Annotated in this window: 18 protein-coding genes; 9 read left to right on the top strand and 9 right to left on the bottom strand. The window is 72.6% G+C overall.

The features are described from left to right. Positions 1–23 precede the first annotated feature (23 nt). Both HET64_RS16760 and HET64_RS16755 read left to right on the top strand, forming a co-directional pair. Entirely contained in the window at positions 24–1,649 is a 1,626-nt protein-coding gene (locus tag HET64_RS16760) for an iron ABC transporter permease (RefSeq protein WP_215106377.1), read from the top strand. 5 nt (positions 1,650–1,654) lie between these two features. Beyond that, positions 1,655–2,704, top strand: coding sequence for an ABC transporter ATP-binding protein (locus HET64_RS16755; RefSeq protein ID WP_215106365.1), 1,050 nt, complete (start codon positions 1,655–1,657; stop codon positions 2,702–2,704). Positions 2,705–2,708: 4 nt separating this feature from the next. Here HET64_RS16755 and HET64_RS16750 read toward each other — a convergent pair whose 3' ends face one another. Then, entirely contained in the window at positions 2,709–3,377 is a 669-nt protein-coding gene (locus tag HET64_RS16750) for a response regulator transcription factor (protein WP_215106363.1), read from the bottom strand. Then, positions 3,371–4,636 (bottom strand): sensor histidine kinase, encoded by a 1,266-nt coding sequence (locus tag HET64_RS16745; RefSeq protein WP_215106361.1) that lies wholly within the window; start codon positions 4,634–4,636, stop codon positions 3,371–3,373. Before HET64_RS16745 ends, HET64_RS16750 begins: the two co-directional genes overlap by 7 nt. Before the next feature lie 141 nt (positions 4,637–4,777). On the opposite strand from HET64_RS16745, the gene HET64_RS16740 reads away from it, so the two are divergent. The 3 genes from HET64_RS16740 to HET64_RS16730 all read left to right on the top strand — a co-directional run bounded on the left by HET64_RS16740 (position 4,778) and on the right by HET64_RS16730 (position 7,736). Continuing rightward, positions 4,778–5,995, top strand: coding sequence for a glycosyltransferase 87 family protein (locus tag HET64_RS16740; RefSeq protein ID WP_215106359.1), 1,218 nt, complete (start codon positions 4,778–4,780; stop codon positions 5,993–5,995). Next, on the top strand, positions 5,992–7,176 hold the full coding sequence (locus HET64_RS16735) for a glycosyltransferase family 4 protein (protein ID WP_215106357.1): 1,185 nt from the start codon (positions 5,992–5,994) through the stop codon (positions 7,174–7,176). The genes HET64_RS16740 and HET64_RS16735 overlap by 4 nt, the downstream gene beginning before the upstream one ends. A 104-nt stretch (positions 7,177–7,280) precedes the next feature. After that, entirely contained in the window at positions 7,281–7,736 is a 456-nt protein-coding gene (locus tag HET64_RS16730; RefSeq protein ID WP_018960709.1) for an SRPBCC domain-containing protein, read from the top strand. Between the two features lie 46 nt (positions 7,737–7,782). Here HET64_RS16730 and HET64_RS16725 read toward each other — a convergent pair whose 3' ends face one another. The 4 genes from HET64_RS16725 to HET64_RS16710 all read right to left on the bottom strand — a co-directional run bounded on the left by HET64_RS16725 (position 7,783) and on the right by HET64_RS16710 (position 11,734). Then, positions 7,783–8,943, bottom strand: a complete 1,161-nt coding sequence (locus HET64_RS16725) for a hypothetical protein (protein WP_215106355.1) — start codon at positions 8,941–8,943, stop codon at positions 7,783–7,785. After that, on the bottom strand, positions 8,925–9,662 hold the full coding sequence (locus HET64_RS16720) for an ABC transporter ATP-binding protein (protein ID WP_215106353.1): 738 nt from the start codon (positions 9,660–9,662) through the stop codon (positions 8,925–8,927). Before HET64_RS16720 ends, HET64_RS16725 begins: the two co-directional genes overlap by 19 nt. A gap of 216 nt (positions 9,663–9,878) precedes the next feature. Continuing rightward, positions 9,879–11,258: an aspartate aminotransferase family protein gene (locus tag HET64_RS16715; RefSeq protein ID WP_215106351.1), complete on the bottom strand. Its 1,380-nt coding sequence runs from the start codon at positions 11,256–11,258 to the stop codon at positions 9,879–9,881. After that, complete coding sequence (locus HET64_RS16710) at positions 11,243–11,734, bottom strand: Lrp/AsnC family transcriptional regulator (protein WP_007452460.1); 492 nt, start codon at positions 11,732–11,734, stop codon at positions 11,243–11,245. The genes HET64_RS16715 and HET64_RS16710 overlap by 16 nt, the downstream gene beginning before the upstream one ends. 177 nt (positions 11,735–11,911) lie before the next feature. Between HET64_RS16710 and HET64_RS16705 the strand changes: the two genes are divergently transcribed. The 3 genes from HET64_RS16705 (at position 11,912) to HET64_RS16695 (ending at position 15,280) form a co-directional block, all read left to right on the top strand. Further along, positions 11,912–13,351: a gamma-aminobutyraldehyde dehydrogenase gene (locus HET64_RS16705; RefSeq protein ID WP_215106349.1), complete on the top strand. Its 1,440-nt coding sequence runs from the start codon at positions 11,912–11,914 to the stop codon at positions 13,349–13,351. Between the two features lie 168 nt (positions 13,352–13,519). Then, the gene (locus HET64_RS16700) at positions 13,520–14,683 is read left to right on the top strand and encodes a spermidine/putrescine ABC transporter substrate-binding protein (protein ID WP_215106347.1); all 1,164 of its coding nucleotides are present in this window, start codon (positions 13,520–13,522) and stop codon (positions 14,681–14,683) included. 54 nt (positions 14,684–14,737) lie between these two features. After that, on the top strand, positions 14,738–15,280 hold the full coding sequence (locus tag HET64_RS16695) for a hypothetical protein (RefSeq protein WP_215106345.1): 543 nt from the start codon (positions 14,738–14,740) through the stop codon (positions 15,278–15,280). Positions 15,281–15,328: 48 nt separating this feature from the next. On the opposite strand, the gene HET64_RS16690 is transcribed toward HET64_RS16695, so the two are convergent. From HET64_RS16690 to HET64_RS16680, 3 genes are all read right to left on the bottom strand, one after another. Next, complete coding sequence (locus tag HET64_RS16690; protein ID WP_215106343.1) at positions 15,329–16,126, bottom strand: SAM-dependent methyltransferase; 798 nt, start codon at positions 16,124–16,126, stop codon at positions 15,329–15,331. 81 nt (positions 16,127–16,207) lie between these two features. Continuing rightward, positions 16,208–16,921, bottom strand: coding sequence for a glycerophosphodiester phosphodiesterase (locus HET64_RS16685; RefSeq protein WP_215106341.1), 714 nt, complete (start codon positions 16,919–16,921; stop codon positions 16,208–16,210). A 22-nt stretch (positions 16,922–16,943) separates the two neighbouring features. Beyond that, a complete protein-coding gene (locus HET64_RS16680; protein WP_215106339.1) occupies positions 16,944–17,978 on the bottom strand; it encodes an adenosine deaminase in 1,035 nt (344 codons plus the stop codon). 120 nt (positions 17,979–18,098) lie between these two features. Between HET64_RS16680 and HET64_RS16675 the strand changes: the two genes are divergently transcribed. Further along, positions 18,099–18,800, top strand: coding sequence for a DUF4190 domain-containing protein (locus HET64_RS16675; RefSeq protein WP_251145421.1), 702 nt, complete (start codon positions 18,099–18,101; stop codon positions 18,798–18,800). Positions 18,801–19,126 lie beyond the last annotated feature (326 nt).

The raw sequence follows: 19,126 nt of genomic DNA, 5'->3' as shown, positions 1-19,126 counted from the left end.
GGGCCGCGCTGCGGCTCGGCCTGATGGCCGTGCCCGTCGCGTTCTTCGCGCTGTTCTTCGCCTATCCCGTGACCGCGATCGTGGGCCGCGGGCTCAAGGCGGGGGGCGACTGGCAGTTCGGGCGGATCGGCGAGGTGCTGGCCCGCCCGGACATCCTCGACGTCCTCTGGTTCACCACCTGGCAGGCCCTCGCCTCGACCGCGCTCACGCTGCTGATCGCCCTGCCCGGGGCGTATGTCTTCGCCCGCTTCGACTTCCCCGGCAAGCAACTGCTGCGGGCGGTCGTCACCGTGCCCTTCGTGCTGCCCACCGTCGTCGTCGGCACCGCGTTCCTGGCGTTGCTGGGGCGGGGCGGGCTCCTCGACGAACTGTGGGGCGTCCGCCTCGACACCACCGTGTGGGCGATCCTGCTGGCCCACGTCTTCTTCAACTACGCCGTGGTCGTGCGGACGGTGGGCGGGCTCTGGTCCCAGCTGGACCCCCGGCAGGAGGAGGCCGCCCGGGTGCTCGGCGCCGGACGGTTCGCCGCCTTCCGCAGGGTGACGCTGCCCGCGCTCTCCCCGGCCGTCGCCGCCGCCGCGCTGATGGTCTTCCTCTTCACCTTCACCTCCTTCGGCGTCGTACAGATCCTAGGCGGACCCGCCTACTCCACCCTGGAGGTGGAGATCTACCGGCAGACCGCGCAGCTGCTCGACCTGCCGACGGCCGCCGTGCTGACCCTGGTGCAGTTCGCCGCCGTCGGCGCGATCCTCGCCGTGCACGCCGCGACCGTACGCCGCCGGGAACGGGCGCTGAAGCTGGTCGACCCGGCCCTGACCTCCCGCCGGCCGCGCGGCCCCGGTCAGTGGGCGCTGCTCGGCGGAGTCCTGCTCACCGCGCTGCTGCTGATCCTGCTGCCGCTCGGGGTGCTGGTGGAGCGGTCCTTCGATGGAGCCGCCGGATCCGGCGGGTACGGCTTCGGCTACTACCGGGCCCTCCAGTCGGCCGGGTCCGGCGGCTCCTCCACCTTCCTGGTCCCGCCGCTGGAGGCCGTCGGCAACTCCCTGCGGTACGCGCTCGTCGCGACGCTCATCGCGCTCGTCGTCGGCGGGCTCGCCGCGGCGGCCCTGACCCGGCGGGCCGGGCCGCTGGTCCGTGGCTTCGACGCGCTCCTGATGCTGCCGCTCGGGGTGTCTGCCGTCACCGTCGGCTTCGGCTTCCTGATCACCCTGGACGAGCCGCCGCTCGACCTGCGGACCTCCTGGATCCTGGTCCCGCTGGCCCAGGCGCTGGTCGGCGTCCCCTTCGTCGTACGGACCATGCTGCCGGTGCTCCGCGCGGTCGACGACCGGCTGCGGGAGGCCGCCGCCGTGCTGGGAGCCTCCCCGCTGCGGGCCTGGCGGGAGGTCGATCTGCCGCTGGTGCGGCGGGCGGTGCTGGTCGCGGCGGGCTTCGCCTTCGCCGTCTCCCTCGGGGAGTTCGGCGCGACGGTCTTCATCGCGCGGCCCGACAACCCGACCCTGCCGGTCGCCGTGGCCCGGCTGCTGGGCCGGTCGGGGGAGCTCAACTACGGGCAGGCGATGGCCCTCAGCACGATCCTGATGCTGGTGTGCGCGGTGTCGCTGCTGCTCCTCGAACGTATCCGCACCGACCGATCCGGGGAGTTCTGAACGAGATGCTGAGCTTGCGGGAAGCCACCGTGCGGTTCGGGAAGCGGACGGCGCTGGACGCGGTCGACCTGGAGGTCGCCGACCACCGGATCGTCTGCCTGCTCGGTCCCAGCGGCAGCGGGAAATCCACCCTGCTCCGGGCCGTCGCCGGACTCCAGCCCATGGACGGCGGCCGGGTCCTGCTGGCCGGACAGGACCAGAGCGGTGTCCCGGTGCACCGGCGCGGCCTCGGCCTGATGTTCCAGGACCACCAGCTCTTCCCCCACCGGGACGTCGGAGCCAACGTCGCCTTCGGGCTCCGGATGCACGGCTTCGGGCGGACGGGGACCGAGCAACGGGTCCGCGAACTGCTGGAACTGGTCGGTCTGCCCGGGGCCGAACGCCGCGCGGTCGCCGCGCTGTCCGGCGGTGAGCAGCAGCGCGTCGCCCTGGCCCGCGCGCTGGCCCCGCGCCCGAAGCTCCTGATGCTGGACGAGCCGCTCGGCCAGCTCGACCGCAGTCTCCGCGAACGGCTGGTCGTCGAGCTGCGCACCCTTTTCCAGGAGTTGGGCACCACCGTGCTGGCCGTCACGCACGACCAGGGCGAGGCGTTCGCGCTCGCCGACCGGGTCGTCGTGATGCGGGACGGCCGGATCGCGCAGGAGGGCGGCCCGCTGGACGTCTGGCAGCGCCCCGCCTCCGCGTTCGTCGCCCGGTTCCTCGGCTTCGACAACGTCACCCGGGCGACCGTGACCGGCCGGGCCGCCGCCACCGCCTGGGGCAAGGTCCCGGTTCCCGAGGACTCCCCGCAGGGCGAGGTGGATCTGCTGGTCCGGCCCGCCGGCGTCCTGATCGGCGCTCCCGAGGACGGCCTGCGCTGCGCGGTCGGCGTCCGCACCTTCCGGGGCAACCACGTGACCGTACGGCTGATACCCGAGAACGCGCCGGTGCTGGAGGCCGAGTGCGCCCTGCGGGACACCCCGGACGAGGGCGCGGTCGTGGGCGTCCGCTTCGACGCCGCGGAGACGGTGGTGCTGGCCGCCGGGGCGGAGGGGCCGGGGGCGGGCGCCGCCTGATGGCTCAGGTGGCCTGCGTCCCCGCCACCACCAGCCCCAGTTCGTACGCCAGGATCACCGCCTGCGCCCGGTCCCGCAGTTCCATCTTCGCGAACAGCCGGTTGATGTGGGTCTTCACCGTGTGGTCGGTGATGGTCAGCCGGTCGGCGATGTCCGCGTTGGACAGGCCCCGTGCGATCAGGACGAGCACCTCCGCCTCGCGCGCGGTCAGCCCGTCGATCGAGCGCGGCGGTGGCGCGCTGACCCGCTGCCGGGTGAACTCCGCGATGAGCCGCCCGGTGATCTCGGGAGCCAGCAGGGCGTGCCCGTCCGCCACCACCCGTACCGCGTGCAGCAGTTCGGGGAAGGTCGCGTCCTTGAGGAGGAAGCCGCTGGCCCCGGCGGTCAGGGCGTCGTACACGTACTCGTCCAGGCCGAACGTCGTCAGCATCAGCGCCTTCGTCGCCCCGCCCGACGCCGCGACGATGCCGCGGGCCGCGTCGATGCCGCTGAGCCTGGGCATGCGGATGTCCAGCAACGCCACATCGGGACGTAGTTCGGCCGCCCTGAGCACGGCCTGCTCGCCGTCCTCCGCCTCTCCGACCACCTCGATGTCGTCCTGGGTGTTCAGCAGACCGGAGAACGCCGTCCGCACGACCGCCTGGTCGTCGGCCACCAGCACCCGGATCACCACGGCAGTTCCGCCTCCACGAGAAAGCCGCCGGCCGGGCTCCGGCCGGTGGTGAGTCCCCCGCCGAGCAGGGCGGCCCTCTCGGCCATGCCCACCAGGCCGTGCCCCGGCCGTCCGGAGCCGCCGGAGGGATCGGGGCCCGGCCCGTCGTCCGTCGCGCGGACCGTCAACAGGCCCGGACGGTAGTGCAGTTCCACGACGGTGTGCGCGCCCGGGGCATGCCGGCGGGCGTTCGTCAGGGCCTCCTGGACGATCCGGTACGCCGACAGCTCCCAGGACGCGGGCAACGGCGCCCGCTCGCCGGTGACCCGCAGTTCGGCCGCGCCGCCCACCGCCCGGTGCTGATCGAGGAGGTCGTCGAGACCGGCCAGCGAGGGCTGCGGGGCGGTGAGCGGGGCCGTCGCGGCGCCGTCGCCCGTCCGCAGCACCCCGAGCAGCCGCCGCAGCTCCGCCATCGAGGCCCGGGCCGTGCCCGCGATCTCCTGGAAGGCGTCCCGTGCCGGGGGTGAGAGGTCCGGCGTCGTGTACGTGGCGCTCTCGGCGCGCACCGCGATCACCGACACCGAGTGGGCGATCATGTCATGCAACTCCCGTGCGATAGCTGCCCGTTCCGCCTCGGCGGCCTGCCGTCGCTCCATCGCCAGCAGCCGGGACTGCGCGGCGGCCCGGGTGTGCCGGGTCTCCTCGCGCGCCCGCACCGCGTCGCCCGTGCTCACCGCGCCAAGGACCATCACCGTCAGCACCAGTGTCTCGGCGTACAGCCCCAGGCTGAACCGGTCGGTGCCCTGGAGGGCGGGCAGCCCGGGGGAACCGTCCCGGGCCCACCGGTCGATGTGCACCAGGTTGACGGCCAGCGCGGCCAGCGAACCGGCCAGGACGAGCACCGCCGGATGCTGCACCCGGTGCCGCCCGAGCGTGTAGCAGCCGATCAGGGAACCGGCGATGGTCGCGTACGCCATGTTGCCGTCGGTCGCGAAGCTGAGGAGGGCCGCGCCCACCGTCAGGAACCCCACGGCGGGCCGCGTCGCCCGCAGGGCCAGCGAGGCCGTGCAGACCAGCACCCCGAAAGCGGTGATCGCCGAACCCGGTACGACGGCCAGCTCCACGACCGCGAAGAGCGTCAGCGCGGCTCCGGTCAGCCAGGCGTACGCGGGCTCCGCCGTCCAGTGCCGCAGCCGTCGCCTGATGCCCCGGTCCGCCGGCAGGACGGCGGTGGCGGTGGCGGTGGTGGCCGGGCGGTCCGGCGGGACGGTGCGCGTCATACGGAGATTCTTCGTCACCCGGCAGGCCGGCGCATCGGAGCAGGGGTGGAATTCGCGGCGCTGTCTCATGCCACGGGTTGACCCCGAGGACCGGACGGTGGTGTGACGTTCCGTGAACGGCCTGTTCCTAGCCTCGGACGCATGGCCACTTTCGCGCTCCCCACCACTTCCGAACTGCACCGGGACCGTCCCGCGCTGCCCGGCGACGCGGCCTGGTGGGCGTTCTGCGCGGCCACCGCCCTGGCGCTCGGAACCTTCTCCTCGCTCGGCCCGCACCGGGTCTGGGGAGCCGCCGCGGCACTCGGCTACACGGCCGCCGCGGTGCTCGCGGCCCGCGGGCGGAGCCCCCGTACGGCAGGGGCGGTCGCCGTCACCGGCGCGGTGCTGCTGCCCCTGCTGGTGCTTCTCGCCGTGGACCGGGCGCAGTTGGAGGTCGAGGTCGTCGCCCGCTCCGCGGGGCTCCTGCTCTCCGAGGGCACGCCCTACCTCGAACGGCCCGCCGTGCCCGAGGACTTCAACCCGTACCTTCCGGGCATGGCTGCCTTCGGGATCCCGAAGGCGGTGGCCGGGCCCGGGCCGTTCACCGACCCCCGGCTGTGGATGGGCGCCGCCTTCCTCGGCGCGTTCGCCCTCGCCCTCCCGGCGGGGGCCCGCCGGGAGGCGCCCCGGTGGCTCGCCGCGTGCCCCCTGGTGGCGCTGCCGCTCGCGGTCGGCGGCGTCGATCTGCCGGTGGCCGGGCTGATGTGCCTGGGGCTGGCCGGGGCGGGGCAGGGGCGGCCCGGCCGGGCCGGGCTGGCGCTCGGTCTGGCCGCCGCCCTCAAGTGGACCGCGTGGCCGGCCGTGCCGGTGGCCCTCGCCCTGCTCGCCACGGTCTCCGGCGACGGCCGCCGGGGGAGCCGCGCCGCCCTGCGCTGCGGACTCGTCGCCCTGCTCACCGCCGCCGCGCTCGTCCTGCCCGCCGCACTGCGCGACCCGGGAGCCTTCCGGACCCATGTCGTCGACTTCCCCCTCGGGCTGACCGGAGCGGTCTCGTCCGCCGCCAGCCCGCTCCCCGGCCATCTGCTCGCCACCCAGGTCCCCGGTGGCCGGACCCTGACGCTCCTGCTGCTCGGGGTGAGCGCCCTGCTCCTCGCCGTCTCCCTGCTCGTCCGGCCCCCGGCGACGGCACCGGCCGCCGCCGCACGGCTCGCCCTCGGGCTGCTCCTGGCCATCGCGTTCATGCCCGCGACCCGGTTCGGCTATCTGGTGCACCCGCTGGTCCTCGCCGCCTGGGCCCTCGCCCGGCAGCCGGGCACCCACCACCGCATACGAGAACGGGTGCGGGAACTCGTACGCGTACGGAAGCGGGCCTCCCGATGACGCGCCGCCGCACCCTCGTGGTGACCAATGACTTCCCGCCGCGCCAGGGCGGCATCGAGACCTTCGTCCACGCCATGACCAGCCGGTTCCCCACGGACTCCGTCGTCGTCTACACCTCCGCCGAACCCGGGGCGGCCGCCCATGACGCCGCCCTGCCCCACCCCGTGGTCCGCGACCCGGCCCGCACCCTGCTCCCGGTCCCGCGCGTCGCCGCCCGCGCGGTGGAGATCGCCCGTCACCACGGCTGCGACAGCGTCTGGTTCGGAGCCGCCGCACCGCTCGGGCTGCTGGCGGACCGGCTGCGCCGGGGGAGCGGGGTGCGGCGCGCCGTCGCCACGACGCACGGGCACGAGGTGTGGTGGGCCCGCACGCCCGGGGCCCGGACCCTGCTCCGGCGGATCGGCGACCGCACCGACACCGTGACCTACCTGGGCGAGGCGACCCACGCGCCCATCGCCGCCGCCCTCGGCCCGGCTGCCGCCCGCCGCATGGTGCGCCTCGCGCCGGGGGTGGACGCGGAGGCGTTCCGCGTACGGGAGGAGCCACGCGAAGCCGTACGGCCCGGGGCGCGGGACGGCACACGCCCTCCGGCGGGCGGCGTCCGTGAGCGGTACGGCCTGGGCGGGCGGCCCGTCATCCTCTGTGCGGCGCGGCTCGTCCCGCGCAAGGGCCAGGACACCCTGATCCGCGCCCTGCCCGCCGTGCGGCGCGCGGTGCCCGACGCCGTACTCCTGCTGACCGGCGACGGGCCCTACGCCCGGACCCTGCGCCGGCTCGCCGCGGACACCGGGGTCGCGGACGCGGTGATCCTCGCGGGCGGGCAGCCGCACGCGGCGATGCCGGAGCACTACGCGGCCTGCGACGTCTTCGCCATGCCGTGCCGCACCCGCAGACGGGGCCTGGAGGTGGAGGGGCTGGGCATCGTCTTCCTGGAGGCCGCCGCCTCCGGGCTGCCGGTCCTCGTCGGCGACTCGGGCGGCGCGCCGGACACCGTACGGGACGGGGAGACGGGGCACGTGGTCGACGGGCGCGACGTCGCCGCCGTCGCGGACCGGCTCGTGGCCCTGCTGCGGGACCGGTCGGCGGCCGCGGCGATGGGGGAGAAGGGCCGGGCGTGGGTCCGCGAGGCGTGGGGGTGGGAGAGGACGTACGACACCCTCGCGGGACTGCTGACCCCCTGAGCGGCGTGGCAGGGCGGCGGCGGGCCGGGCAAGCTGGAGGCGGACAATCCCGCGCCCGGCGATCCGGCCGCGCGGGACGGCCGGATCGGACAAGGACCGTGATCATGACCGGTGGCACCCGCGAGGGCATCGACCTCACCCGCGTCCTGCACGCCCCTCAGCAGCGCGTCTTCGCCGCCTGGACCTCCCCGGAGGACTTCGCCGCCTGGTACGGGGGAGAGGCGGACGTCCCCCTGGACCGGGTGGCGATGGACGTGCGGCCCGGCGGCGCGTGGAGCCTGGTCATCGTGATGCCGGGCGTGGAGATGCCCTTCCACGGGATCTACCGCGAGGTGAGCGAGCCCGACGGTCTCGTCCTCACGCTCAAGGACGCCTCGGCGCCCGAGGACGCCGAGGGCGAGATCGTCACCGTCACCTTCAGCGACCTCGGCGACGGGACCACCGAGCTGGCCTTCCAGCAGCGCGGCGGCAACCTCACCCCCGAGCAGTACGCGGCGGCGGAGGACGGCTGGGAGGCCTTCTTCGACGCCCTGGCCGCCCGGCTCGCCACCCACCCCTGAGCCCGCCGGGGCTCCCGTCCCCACACCTCCGGGAACCTCCGGCGGTTCACTTCGTCAGCGGAAGTGCCGCCAACTGCGCGATCACCCAGGTCAGCGGGGCGAACAGGGCCAGCAGCGCGCCCGCCCGCAGCAACGTCGCCCGGCGCAGCGTGGCGGCCGGAGCCCCCATCCTGAGCAGCGCCTCGACCGTGTGGGCCCGGGCGTGCTTGGCCTCCAGCGCCGAGGTCAGCAGCGTCGCCGTCGTACACCCGAGGACCAGCACCGCGCCGAGTGCGGTGAGCGGGCCGTACGGGCGCTCGTCGCCCCCGTACAGGGCCGAAGCGGCGATCGCCGCGGACAGCACCGCGCAGACGATCCCGAGCGGGCGGCCGATCCGGCGCGCCTCGTCCATCAGGACCCGCCCCGCCAGCAGCCGTACGGCACCGGGGCGCACGGCCTGCAGCGCCCGCCCGCACAGATAGGTCAGGCTCGGCCCCGCCATCGCCAGGCCGACCGCCGTGAGCGTCCACCCGATCAGTACCGCCACCGGGGTGGAGTCGTACCGTCCGGGCAGCGGGAACGCGCTCCCCGCGGCACCCCGTGACGCGATCGCCTCGACCGCGAGTCCGGCAGCCGTCAGCGCCACGCCCCACGGGAGCCCGGCCGGGGCCGGTGCGGGCTCCGGCAGCTCCTCGGAGCCGAAGGTGTCCCGGGCCGGGTCGGGCCGCGACCGCAGGGCCAGCGCGCTGGCCGTCGAGGCGGCCACCGGTACGAGCGCCAGCAGCATCAGCGCGGCGGCCAGCGGCAGCGGACTGCCCGCGCCGAGGAACTCCGCGGCGCCCCCGTCGAACGGCATCCCGGTGAGATCGCCGCGCAGATGCAGGAAGAAGAGCAGCGCCACCATGGAGCCGAGCGTGGTGGAGACGGCGGTGGAGACCGCGGCCAGCGCGGACAGCCGGACCGGGCCGAGGCCCACGGAGGAGAGGCCGGGCCGGGGCCGGGTGCTCGGGTCGGCCCGCGCCACGGCCACGGCGAACTGCACGGTGGCGGCCAGCGGGACGAAGCACCACAGCAGCCGCAGCACCGAACCGGCGGACGCCGGGTGCGCGGCGGCGTACCCGAGGGCGCACAGGAGGAGGAACCCGACGCCGGCCGAGGCGGCGGCCACCAGCAGCCGCCGTACCAGGACGAGGGGATGGGAACCGCGGGCTAGACGGAGAGCGAGCACGCCGCGCGGCCCTCCGCTTCGGGTTTCGCGGGCAGGGTGCCGGTGGCGACGCAGCGGCCGTCCAGCAGCGGGACGGTCCGGTCGGCGAGGGCCGCGACCTCGGCGTCGTGCGTGGCCAGCACGACGGTGATGCCGTGCGAGCGGGCCGCCGTGGTGAGGGTGCGCAGCACCTGGGTACCGTCCGCGCGGTGCAGGGTCGCCGTGGGCTCGTCGGCGAAGATCACGGTCGGCTGTGCGGCCAGGGCCCGCGCCACGGAGATCCGCTGGCGCTGCGCCTGGAGCAGGGCGTGCGGCCGCTTCCGGGCGAAGGCGGCGATGTCCAGGCGCTCCAGCCATTCGACGGCGGTCTTCCGGGCGGCCCGGTGCGAGACGCCGCGCAGCAGCAGGGGCAGCGCGGCGTTCTCCCAGACGGTCAGCTCCGGGACCAGCTCCGGATCGGAGGCGATCCAGCCGAAGCGCTCCCGGCGCAGCTGTTCACGGACCCGGGGGGCCATGGTGTGGACGGGGACGCTGTTGAACCACACCTCGCCCTGCTGGGGCGTCAGCCGGCCCGAGAGGCAGTGCAGCAGCGTGGTCTTCCCGCTGCCGCGCGGCCCGGTCACGGCGAGGATCTCGGCGTCCCGGACACCGAGGGAGACACCGCCGAGACCGGGCGATCCGTTGTGGGAGTGGTGCAGGGAACGCGCCCAGATCACATCGTTGTCCGGCGGGGCCACCATGGCGTACACCTCGGTTCAGGTCAGATTTCCCGTTCCCCCGTACGGGGGAACGAAGACGCGGCCGATCGGTCACTCGGCACCGTAGATAGTCGGACCGGTGTGGGCGCACAGCACGCGGCCCGGATACGTCCCTTCTCACTCGAAGGGGCGTATCCGGGCCGGAGAACCGTATGAAATGACCGCCGGTGGGCGATCAGCCGGGGGACCTGGTGTCGGTCAGAGCTTCGTCCAGGCCTCCGTGAGCACGGCCCGCAGAATGCCCTCGATCTCGTCGAACGTCGACTGGTCGGAGATCAGCGGCGGGGCGAGCTGGACGACCGGGTCGCCGCGGTCGTCGGCCCGGCAGTACAGGCCGTTCTCGTACAGCGCCTTGGAGAGGAAGCCGTACAGGACGCGCTCGGTCTCCTCGTCGGTGAACGTCTCCTTGGTGGCCTTGTCCTTCACCAGCTCGATGCCGTAGAAGAATCCGTTGCCGCGGACGTCGCCGACGATCGGCAGGTCGTGCAGCTTCTGCAGCGTCGTCAGGAACGCGTTCTCGTTGTCCAGGACGTGCTGGGTGAGGTTCTCGCGCTCGAAGATGTCGAGGTTGGCGAGGCCCACCGCGGCGGAGACCGGGTGGCCGCCGAAGGTGTAGCCGTGCAGGAAGGTGTTGCCGCCCTCGTAGAACGGCTCCGCGATCCGGTCCGAGACGATGCAGGCGCCGATCGGGGAGTAGCCCGAGGTCATGCCCTTCGCGCAGGTGATCATGTCCGGCACGTAGCCGAACTTGTCGCAGGCGAAGATGGTGCCGAGCCGCCCGAAGGCGCAGATGACCTCGTCGGAGACGAGCAGCACGTCGTACTTGTCGCAGATCTCGCGGACCCGCTGGAAGTAGCCGGGCGGCGGCGGGAAGCAGCCGCCCGCGTTCTGCACGGGCTCCAGGAAGACGGCCGCGACGGTCTCGGGGCCCTCGAAGAGGATCTCCTGCTCGATCTGGTCGGCGGCCCAGCGGCCGAAGGCCACCGGGTCGTCGCCGAAGAGCGGGGCGCGGTAGATGTTGGTGTTCGGCACCTTGTGCGCGCCGGGGACCAGCGGCTCGAAGGGGGCCTTCAGGGCCGGGAGGCCGGTGATGGACAGCGCGCCCTGCGGGGTGCCGTGGTACGCGACGGCACGCGAGATGACCTTGTACTTGGTCGGCTGGCCCTTGAGCTTGAAGTACTGCTTGGCCAGCTTCCAGGCGGTCTCGACGGCCTCGCCGCCACCGGTGGTGAAGAAGACCTTGTTGAGGTCGCCCGGGGCGTAGTCGGCGAGACGCTCGGCCAGCTCGACGGCCTTCGGGTGGGCGTAGGACCACACCGGGAAGAAGGCGAGCTCCTGGGCCTGCTTGTACGCCGTCTCGGCGAGCTCGTGACGACCGTGGCCGGCGTTGACCACGAACAGGCCGGAGAGACCGTCCAGGTAGCGCTTGCCCTTGTCGTCGAAGATGTACGTTCCCTCGCCACGCACGATGGTGGGAACGGGCGCGTTCTCGTAGTCCGACATGCGGGTGAAGTGCATCCACAGGTGGTCGTACGCGGTTCGGCTGAGGTCCTTGCTCACGGCTATCGGGTTCCCCACATATAGGTCTGCTTCTTGAGCTTGAGGTAAACAAAGCTCTCGGTGGAGCGCACTCCGGGAAGGGTCCGGATGCGTTTGTTGATCATCTCCAGCAGGTGGTCGTCGTCCTCGCAGACGATCTCCACCATCAGGTCGAAGGAGCCCGCGGTCATGACCACGTACTCGCACTCGGCCATGGCCGACAGGGCTTCGGCCACCGGGTCGAGGTCGCCCTCGACATTGATGCCGACCATCGCCTGGCGCCGGAATCCCACGGTGAGCGGGTCCGTGACGGCGACGATCTGCATCACGCCCTGGTCGAGCAGCTTCTGGACGCGCTGGCGCACAGCCGCTTCGGAGAGGCCGACGGCCTTGCCGATCGCGGCGTACGGACGCCGTCCGTCCTCCTGGAGCTGCTCGATGATTGCGAGGGAGACGGCATCGACCGCTGGCGGTGATCCGTTCCCGGTCCTGGAGTCTGCGCTGCGACTGGCCACGTATCCACCATGCACCGCTCCTCGTCTGTCTCGCAACCCCAGATCGATGAAATTCGTTGTCTGGATGCCTGGATCTGACTGAATCCGAAGTTGGGGGCGGTTGGGTATGTCGAAAGCGTCACCGGAACGATTAGGGTGGACATCTCACCCATCGGACAGCCGACAGGAGGGGTGGTTGTGACCACCGAGGTGCGCCGTCTGCGCAACTACATCAACGGAGAGTTCCGGGACGCCGCGGACGGGCGGACCATCGATGTGGTCAGCCCGGTGACGGAAGAGGTCTACGCAACCTCGCCGCTCTCCGGCCAGGCCGACGTCGATGCCGCCATGGAGGCCGCCGCGGCGGCCTTCCCCGCTTGGCGCGACACCACGCCCGCCGAGCGCCAGAAGGCCCTGCTGAAGATCGCGGACGCGTTCGAGGAGCGGGCCGAGGACCTGATCGCCGCCGAGTCGGAGAACACCGGCAAGCCGCTCGGTCTGACCCGCAGTGAAGAGATCCCGCCGATGGTGGACCAGATCCGCTTCTTCGCGGGGGCCGCACGACTCCTCGAAGGCCGCTCGGCCGGCGAGTACATGGAGGGTCTGACCTCCATCATCCGCCGTGAGCCGGTCGGCGTCTGCGCCCAGGTCGCGCCGTGGAACTACCCGATGATGATGGCCGTCTGGAAGTTCGCCCCGGCGCTCGCCGCGGGCAACACGGTCGTCATCAAGCCGTCCGACACCACCCCGGCGTCGACCGTGCTGATGGCCGAGATCATCGGGCAGATCCTGCCCAAGGGCGTCTTCAACGTCCTGTGCGGCGACCGGGACACCGGCCGCGCCATGGTCGAGCACCCGACCCCGGCGATGGCCTCCATCACCGGTTCGGTACGGGCCGGCATGCAGGTCGCCGAGTCCGCGGCCAAGGACGTCAAGCGCGTCCACCTGGAGCTCGGCGGCAAGGCGCCCGTCGTGGTCTTCGACGACGCCGACATCGCCAAGACCGTCGCGGGCGTCTCCGAGGCGGGCTTCTTCAACGCGGGCCAGGACTGTACGGCCGCCACCCGCGTCCTGGTCCACGAGTCGATCCACGACGCGTTCGTCACCGAGCTCGCCAAGGCCGCCGCCGACACGAAGACCGGGCAGCCGGACGACGAGGACGTGGCGTACGGCCCGCTCAACAACGCCAACCAGCTGAAGCAGGTGAGCGGCTTCATCGAGCGGCTCCCCGCCCATGCCAAGGTCGAGGCGGGCGGCCACCGGGTCGGCGACAAGGGCTACTTCTACGCCCCGACCGTCGTCTCCGGCCTGAAGCAGGACGACGAGATCATCCAGAACGAGGTCTTCGGACCCGTCATCACCGTCCAGTCCTTCACCGACGAGCAGCAGGCCGTCGCGTACGCCAACGGCGTCGAGTACGCGCTCGCCTCCTCGGTGTGGACGACGAACCACTCCCGCGCCATGCGCATGTCCAAGAACCTCGACTTCGGCTGCGTGTGGATCAACACCCACATCCCGCTGGTCGCCGAGATGCCGCACGGCGGATTCAAGAAGTCCGGCTACGGCAAGGACCTCTCCGCGTACGGCTTCGAGGACTACACCCGCATCAAGCACGTCATGACGTCCATCGAGGACTGACCGCCTCGTCGACGCGGTGCACGGCCCCGGGCTTCGGCCCGGGGCCGTCTCCGTTCCCCCTCTGGACAAGGTGTGCGGGGCGGACCCGCCCCGCTGGACGCTTGGTCCATTGTCCGCGCGACCCCCGACCGGCATTCTGCGCGGGTGCGAGCGATCAGGAAGAACCCCATGTCCCGCCGTTCTCTGCTGCGCGCCCTCGGGGCGGGAGCGGCCGGCGCCACCCTGGCCGGCTGCGGGGTGCCCGCGGCCTTCGTCGAGCCCGGCGACCGGGCCGGCCGCGACAGCTCCGCCACCGACCACACCCTGCACTTCGCCAACTGGCCGCTCTACATCGACACCGACGACGACAACGAGTCGAAGCGGCCCACCCTGGACGCCTTCTCGCGGCGGACCGGGATCTCCGTCACGTACACCGAGGAGATCAACGACAACGACGAGTTCTTCGGGAAGATCAGCCCCGCGCTGATGAACCACCAGGAGACCGGCCGGGACCTGATCGTCATCAGCGACTGGATGGCCGCCCGCTTCGTCCGGCTCGGCTGGGTCCAGGAGATGGACCGTGCCAAGCAGCCCAACGTCGCCAAGTACCTCGATCCACTGCTGCGTGCGCCCGCCTTCGACGAGGGGCGGCGCCACAGCGTCCCCTGGCAGTCCGGGATCACCGGCATCGCCTACAACCGCAAGAAGCTCGGCCGGGAGATCCGGTCCACCGGCGACCTGTGGGCGGACGACCTGCGCGGCCGGGTCACCCTGCTCTCCGGGCTCGACGAGTCGTTCGCGCTGCTCATGCAGGGCAACGGCGTCGACATCACCCGCTGGACGGCCGACGACTTCCACGAGATCTGCGAGCAGACACAGAAGCGGGTCCGCTCGAAGCACATCCGCCGCTTCACCGGCAACGACTACATCAAGGACCTGGCCACCGGCGACGTGCTCGCCTGCCAGGCGTACTCCGGCGACGTCATCCAGCTCCAGGCCGACAACCCCGACATCGCGTTCATCGTCCCCGAGGAGGGTGCCGAACTGTGGGCGGAGTCCCTGATGATCCCCAACCTCGCGCGCCACAAGCGCAACGCGGAACGCCTGGTGGACCACTACTACGACCCCGAGGTCGCCGCCGAACTCGCCGCCTGGGTCAACTACGTCTGCCCCGTGCCCGCCGCCCGGGACGTCCTGGCCTCCTCGAAGGACGAGGAGACGGCCGCACTCGCCGAGGATCCGCTGATCTTCCCCGACGACGCGATGCGCGAGCGGCTCGCCATCGCCCGCGACATCACCTCCGAGGAGCGGATGGGGTTCGCCAAGAAATGGAACTCCATCGTCGGCCTGTGAAGCCCTGACAGGGGTGGCGTAAAGGGGCGGTAAATGCGGGCGTACGCTGCGGACATGAGCGAGCGACACGCCCTCACGCGGCGTATACGCAGGTGGTTGGTGTTCTTCATCGTCTGTCTGGTGCTGAGCGGGCTCACGGCTTTCCCGCTCGTCACCGAACTCCGCTGGGCCGAGGACCTGCTGGGCGCCTCGGCCTCCCCGGTCCCCGAGCACCTTCCCGGTCTGATGGAGTGGATCACCCGGGTCCGCGAAGGGATCGACACCGTCGACCGCGAGCAGCCCTTCATGCTGTACGGCACCGACTGGCTGGCCTTCGCCCACCTGGTCATCGCGGTCGCCTTCTACGGCCCCTACCGCGACCCGGTCCGCAACATCTGGGTCATCGAGTTCGGCATGATCGCCTGCGCCGGGATCATCCCGCTCGCCCTGATCTGCGGCCCGATCCGCGACATCCCGTTCTGGTGGAGCCTGATCGACATGTCCTTCGGGGTCTTCGGCATCATCCCGCTGCTGATCGTCCGCCGCATGATCAAGCGCCTGGAGGCAATGGAGCAGGCGGCCACCGACGCCCCGGCCCCCGTGCCGGCCGGCGCCTGACGCTCCCGGCGCGGCCCGGGCAGCCGGGCCGACGGTCCGGGAAGCGCATCAGGGCTTCCGGGCCACCACCCCGAACTGGGCGACCTCCGGCTCCCGCGCGTTCGTACGCCAGCGGGAGCAGGAGACGATCCCCGGTTCCAGGATCTCCAGACCCTCCAGGAAACCGGCGAACTCCTCCCTGCTGCGGGCCGTGATGGGCGGTGTGGCGTTCTCGTTCCAGAAGCGCATCGCCGCCTCGTTGCCCTCGCCGCCCAGCTCCAGCGTCGGGTGGGTCAGCACCACATGGCTGCCCGACGGCACGGCCGCCATCAGCGTCCGCACGATGGACCGCGCCTCGTCCGTGTCCAGCACGAAGTTCAGGATGCCGAGCATCATCACCGTGACCGGCCGCCCCAGGTCCAGGGTGGGCTCGGCGGCCCGCAGGATCTGCTCCGGGCGGTGCGCGTCCGCGTCGACGTACTCGGTCGCGCCCTCCAGCGAACTGGTCAGCAGGGCACGGGCGTGGGCCAGCACGATCGGATCGTTGTCCACGTAGACGATGCGCGCGTGCGGCGCGGTGTGCTGGGCGATCTCGTGGGTGTTGTTCACGGTCGGCAGCCCGGTGCCGATGTCGAGGAACTGGTCGATGCCCACGTCGCCGGCCAGATGACGCACCGCCCGGCCGAGGAACGCCCGGTCCGCGCGCGCCACTTCACCGATGCTCGGGTACATCCCGGTCACCCGGTCGCCCACCGCCCGGTCCACCGGGTAGTTGTCCTTGCCGCCCAGCCAGTAGTTCCACACACGGGCGTTGTGCGCGACGTCGGAATGTATCCGGGCGGTTGCCGCCTGCGGTCGGGGGTCCATCACAGCTGCTCCTCGATGGCCAAGGGCCCGGCGCCCCGGAGCGGCGACGGGCGGTGCGGGGTTCCCATCATGCCGGACCGATCAAGAACCGCCGCTACCGGGCGAGTTGGCCAGCAGCCGGTGAAGTGTGTCGATCCGGTTGGTGGTGATCGAGTCGACGCCCCGCTCGATCAGCCGGCGCATCGTGCGCTTCGTGTCGGCCGTCCACGCGGAGACGAGCAGCCCGTCCCGGTGCGCCCGGTCCGTCAGCTCCCGGCTCACCAGGCCGAAGCGGTAGTTCAGCCAGCGCGGCTTCACCGCGGCCAGCAGCTCCGGACGCGGCGGGGCCAGCGTGGTCCAGGTCAGGGCGATCTCGGCGGACGGATCGGCGGCGCGCACCCGCAGCATCGCGTCCGCGCTCGCGCAGTAGTACGCCCGCTCGCCGGCCCCGCACTCCCGGACCGTACCCACGATCTTCTTCACCGAGGCGTCCGTGGAGCCGGGCAGGTCCACCATCACCCGGTGCGCCCCGGCGGCGAGCAGCGCCTCGCGGAGCGTGGGCACCCCGCCGCCCGTCAGCTCCTTCAGCTCCGCGTGGTCCAGCCGGTCCAGCCTCCGGTCGTGGCCCCACAGCCGCTCCAGCGTCGCGTCGTGCAGCAGGACGGGCACCCCGTCGCGGGTCACCCGCACATCGATCTCGACCGCGTCCGCCCCCCGTTCGAGGGCGGAGCGGATCGAGGGCAGGGTGTTCTCGCGCGCGAGATACGGATCGCCGCGATGTCCCACGGCGGTGACGCTGGTGACGGTGTTGGCCATGGGGCCATTGTCGACGACCGGGTCAGCGGCCGGGTGCCCGGAGCCAGTTCGTGGTGTACGTGTCGATCTCCTCGGCCAGCTTCCGCTTGCCCGCCGGGTCGAGGAAGGAGGCCTCCACGGCGTTCTTCGCGAGCGCCGCGATGCCGCGCTCGTCGAGCTCCAGCAGCCGGGCGGCCACCGCGTACTCGTTGTTGAGGTCGGTGCCGAACATCGGCGGGTCGTCGCTGTTGACGGTCACCAGCACGCCCGCCGCCACCATCTCCCGGATCGGGTGCAGCTCGATGTCCGTGACCGCGCGGGTCGCGATGTTCGACGTCGGGCAGACCTCCAGCGCGATGCGGTGCTCGGCGAGGTGCTCCAGCAGCCCCGGGTCCTGGACGGAGCTGGTGCCGTGGCCGATGCGCTCGGCGCGCAGCGAGGTCAGCGCGTCCCAGACCGTCTGCGGCCCGGTGGTCTCCCCGGCGTGCGGAACCGAGTGCAGGCCCTCCGCGATGGCCCGGTCGAAGTAGGGCTTGAACTGCGGGCGCTCCACCCCGACCTCCGGTCCGCCGAGCCCGAAGGAGACCAGCCCGTCCGGCCGCCGTTCCACCGCGAGCCGGGCGGTCTCGTCGGCCGCCTGGAGCCCGGCCTCGCCCGGGATGTCGAAGCACCAGCGCAGCACGACGCCCAGCTCGGCCTCGGCTGCCTTGCGCGCGTCCTCGATGGCCTCCATGAAGGCGACCTCGGGGATGCCCCGCCGGGTCGAGCTGTACGGCGTCACGGTCAGCTCCGCGTACCGGATGTTCTGCCGGGCCATGTCCCGCGCCACCTCGAAGGTGAGCAGCCGGACGTCCTCGGGGGTGCGGACCAGGTCCACCACCGAGAGGTAGACCTCGATGAAGTGGGCGAAGTCGGTGAAGGTGAAGTAGTCGGCCAGCGCCTCCGGGTCCGTGGGGACCTTGGAGTCCGGGTGGCGGGCGGCCAGCTCGGCGACGATCCGGGGCGAGGCCGACCCGACATGGTGGACATGGAGCTCGGCCTTGGGCAGCCCGGCGATGAAGGGATGCGGATCGGTCATCGGAAATCTCCCGTTCGGCGTGACGTCGGCCGGGCGTACCGGCCCCACCGATCATCGCAGGCGGGGTCCGGGGCGTTAAGGCCTGGCCGTAGCATGACGGGACCACGATGGGGGAGGCCCATGTCAGACAACACAGAGCAGCCCGGGGGCGGGGCCGCGCCGCGCGATCCGTGGGCACCGCCGGACAGCAGGGTGGAACTGGGCAAGCCGGCCGCGCACACGCCGCCGCCCGCCCCGGTCCACGACCAGCCGACCGTGACGTCGATGCCGAGCGCCGGACCGGCCGCGGGGGACGGCACCGGGCCGATACCCCAGGCCGGAGGCTTCGGGCCCGCACCGTCGGACGTACCGCCGCCGCCGATCGGCCCGAACGGCCCCGGCCACGCGGCCCCGCCGCCCGCCGCGCACTACGGCTACCCGGCTCCGCCTCCGCAGCCGTACGGCGGCTACCCGGGCTACGGCGCCTACGGAGCGGGTCCGGTCGGTTGGGCCCCGGCGCCCAACAACGGACTGGGCACGGCCGCGATGGTGATCGGCATCATCTCGGTGGTCGGCTTCTGCCTCTACGGCCTCAACATCATCCTCGGCATCCTCGCGCTGATCTTCGGCATCATCGGTCTCGGCCGTGCCAAGCGCGGCGAGGCCACCAACCGGGGCATGGCACTCGCCGGGGTCATCCTCGGCTCCGTCGGCATCGTCGTCGGCGCCGCGATCCTCGGCCTGATCATCTGGGCCGCGACGACCGCCGACAGTGACAGCGACTACGACGGCACCTACGACGACCCGTTCGCCACATCGCTGGTCGTCGAGGACCGCCGCTAGCGGCACCACCGCCGGCGTGAACGCCGCACAGCGCCGGCCGGGCGGGGACCGATCCCCGCCCGGCCGTGCGTCGTCACGGCGGAGCCGTCCGGCCCCCGCGACCCGGAGGCCGAGGCTGTCCCCGTACCGGAACCGCCCCGGACCGCCGCGCCCCCCGGTGCGGAAACGCCTCGGAGCCGTCCGGCCCCCGCGACCCGGAGGCCGAGGCTGTCCCCGTACCGGAACCGCCCCGGACCGCCGCGCCCCCGGTGCGGAAACGCCTCGGAGCCGTCCGGCCCCCGCGACCCGGAGGCCGAGGCTGTCCCCGTACCGGAACCGCCCCGGAC

Origin of the sequence: Streptomyces sp. McG3, from assembly GCF_018619185.1 — a bacterium.
Classification (GTDB): Bacteria; Actinomycetota; Actinomycetes; order Streptomycetales; family Streptomycetaceae; genus Streptomyces.
Note: the sequence above shows the minus strand (reverse complement) of the source record. Positions and strands in the feature narration are given on the sequence as shown.

Excerpts from the sequence above, each read along its gene's own strand:
- HET64_RS16760 (WP_215106377.1), top strand. The coding sequence starts at position 24 with ATGGCCGTGCCCGTCGCGTTCTTCGCGCTGTTCTTCGCCTATCCCGTG.
- HET64_RS16755 (WP_215106365.1), top strand. The coding sequence starts at position 1,655 with ATGCTGAGCTTGCGGGAAGCCACCGTGCGGTTCGGGAAGCGGACGGCG.
- HET64_RS16745 (WP_215106361.1), bottom strand. The coding sequence starts at position 4,636 with ATGACGCGCACCGTCCCGCCGGACCGCCCGGCCACCACCGCCACCGCC.
- HET64_RS16740 (WP_215106359.1), top strand. The coding sequence starts at position 4,778 with ATGGCCACTTTCGCGCTCCCCACCACTTCCGAACTGCACCGGGACCGT.
- HET64_RS16735 (WP_215106357.1), top strand. The coding sequence starts at position 5,992 with ATGACGCGCCGCCGCACCCTCGTGGTGACCAATGACTTCCCGCCGCGC.
- HET64_RS16730 (WP_018960709.1), top strand. The coding sequence starts at position 7,281 with ATGACCGGTGGCACCCGCGAGGGCATCGACCTCACCCGCGTCCTGCAC.
- HET64_RS16720 (WP_215106353.1), bottom strand. The coding sequence starts at position 9,662 with ATGGTGGCCCCGCCGGACAACGATGTGATCTGGGCGCGTTCCCTGCAC.
- HET64_RS16700 (WP_215106347.1), top strand. The coding sequence starts at position 13,520 with ATGTCCCGCCGTTCTCTGCTGCGCGCCCTCGGGGCGGGAGCGGCCGGC.
- HET64_RS16695 (WP_215106345.1), top strand. The coding sequence starts at position 14,738 with ATGAGCGAGCGACACGCCCTCACGCGGCGTATACGCAGGTGGTTGGTG.
- HET64_RS16690 (WP_215106343.1), bottom strand. The coding sequence starts at position 16,126 with ATGGACCCCCGACCGCAGGCGGCAACCGCCCGGATACATTCCGACGTC.
- HET64_RS16685 (WP_215106341.1), bottom strand. The coding sequence starts at position 16,921 with ATGGCCAACACCGTCACCAGCGTCACCGCCGTGGGACATCGCGGCGAT.
- HET64_RS16680 (WP_215106339.1), bottom strand. The coding sequence starts at position 17,978 with ATGACCGATCCGCATCCCTTCATCGCCGGGCTGCCCAAGGCCGAGCTC.
- HET64_RS16675 (WP_251145421.1), top strand. The coding sequence starts at position 18,099 with ATGTCAGACAACACAGAGCAGCCCGGGGGCGGGGCCGCGCCGCGCGAT.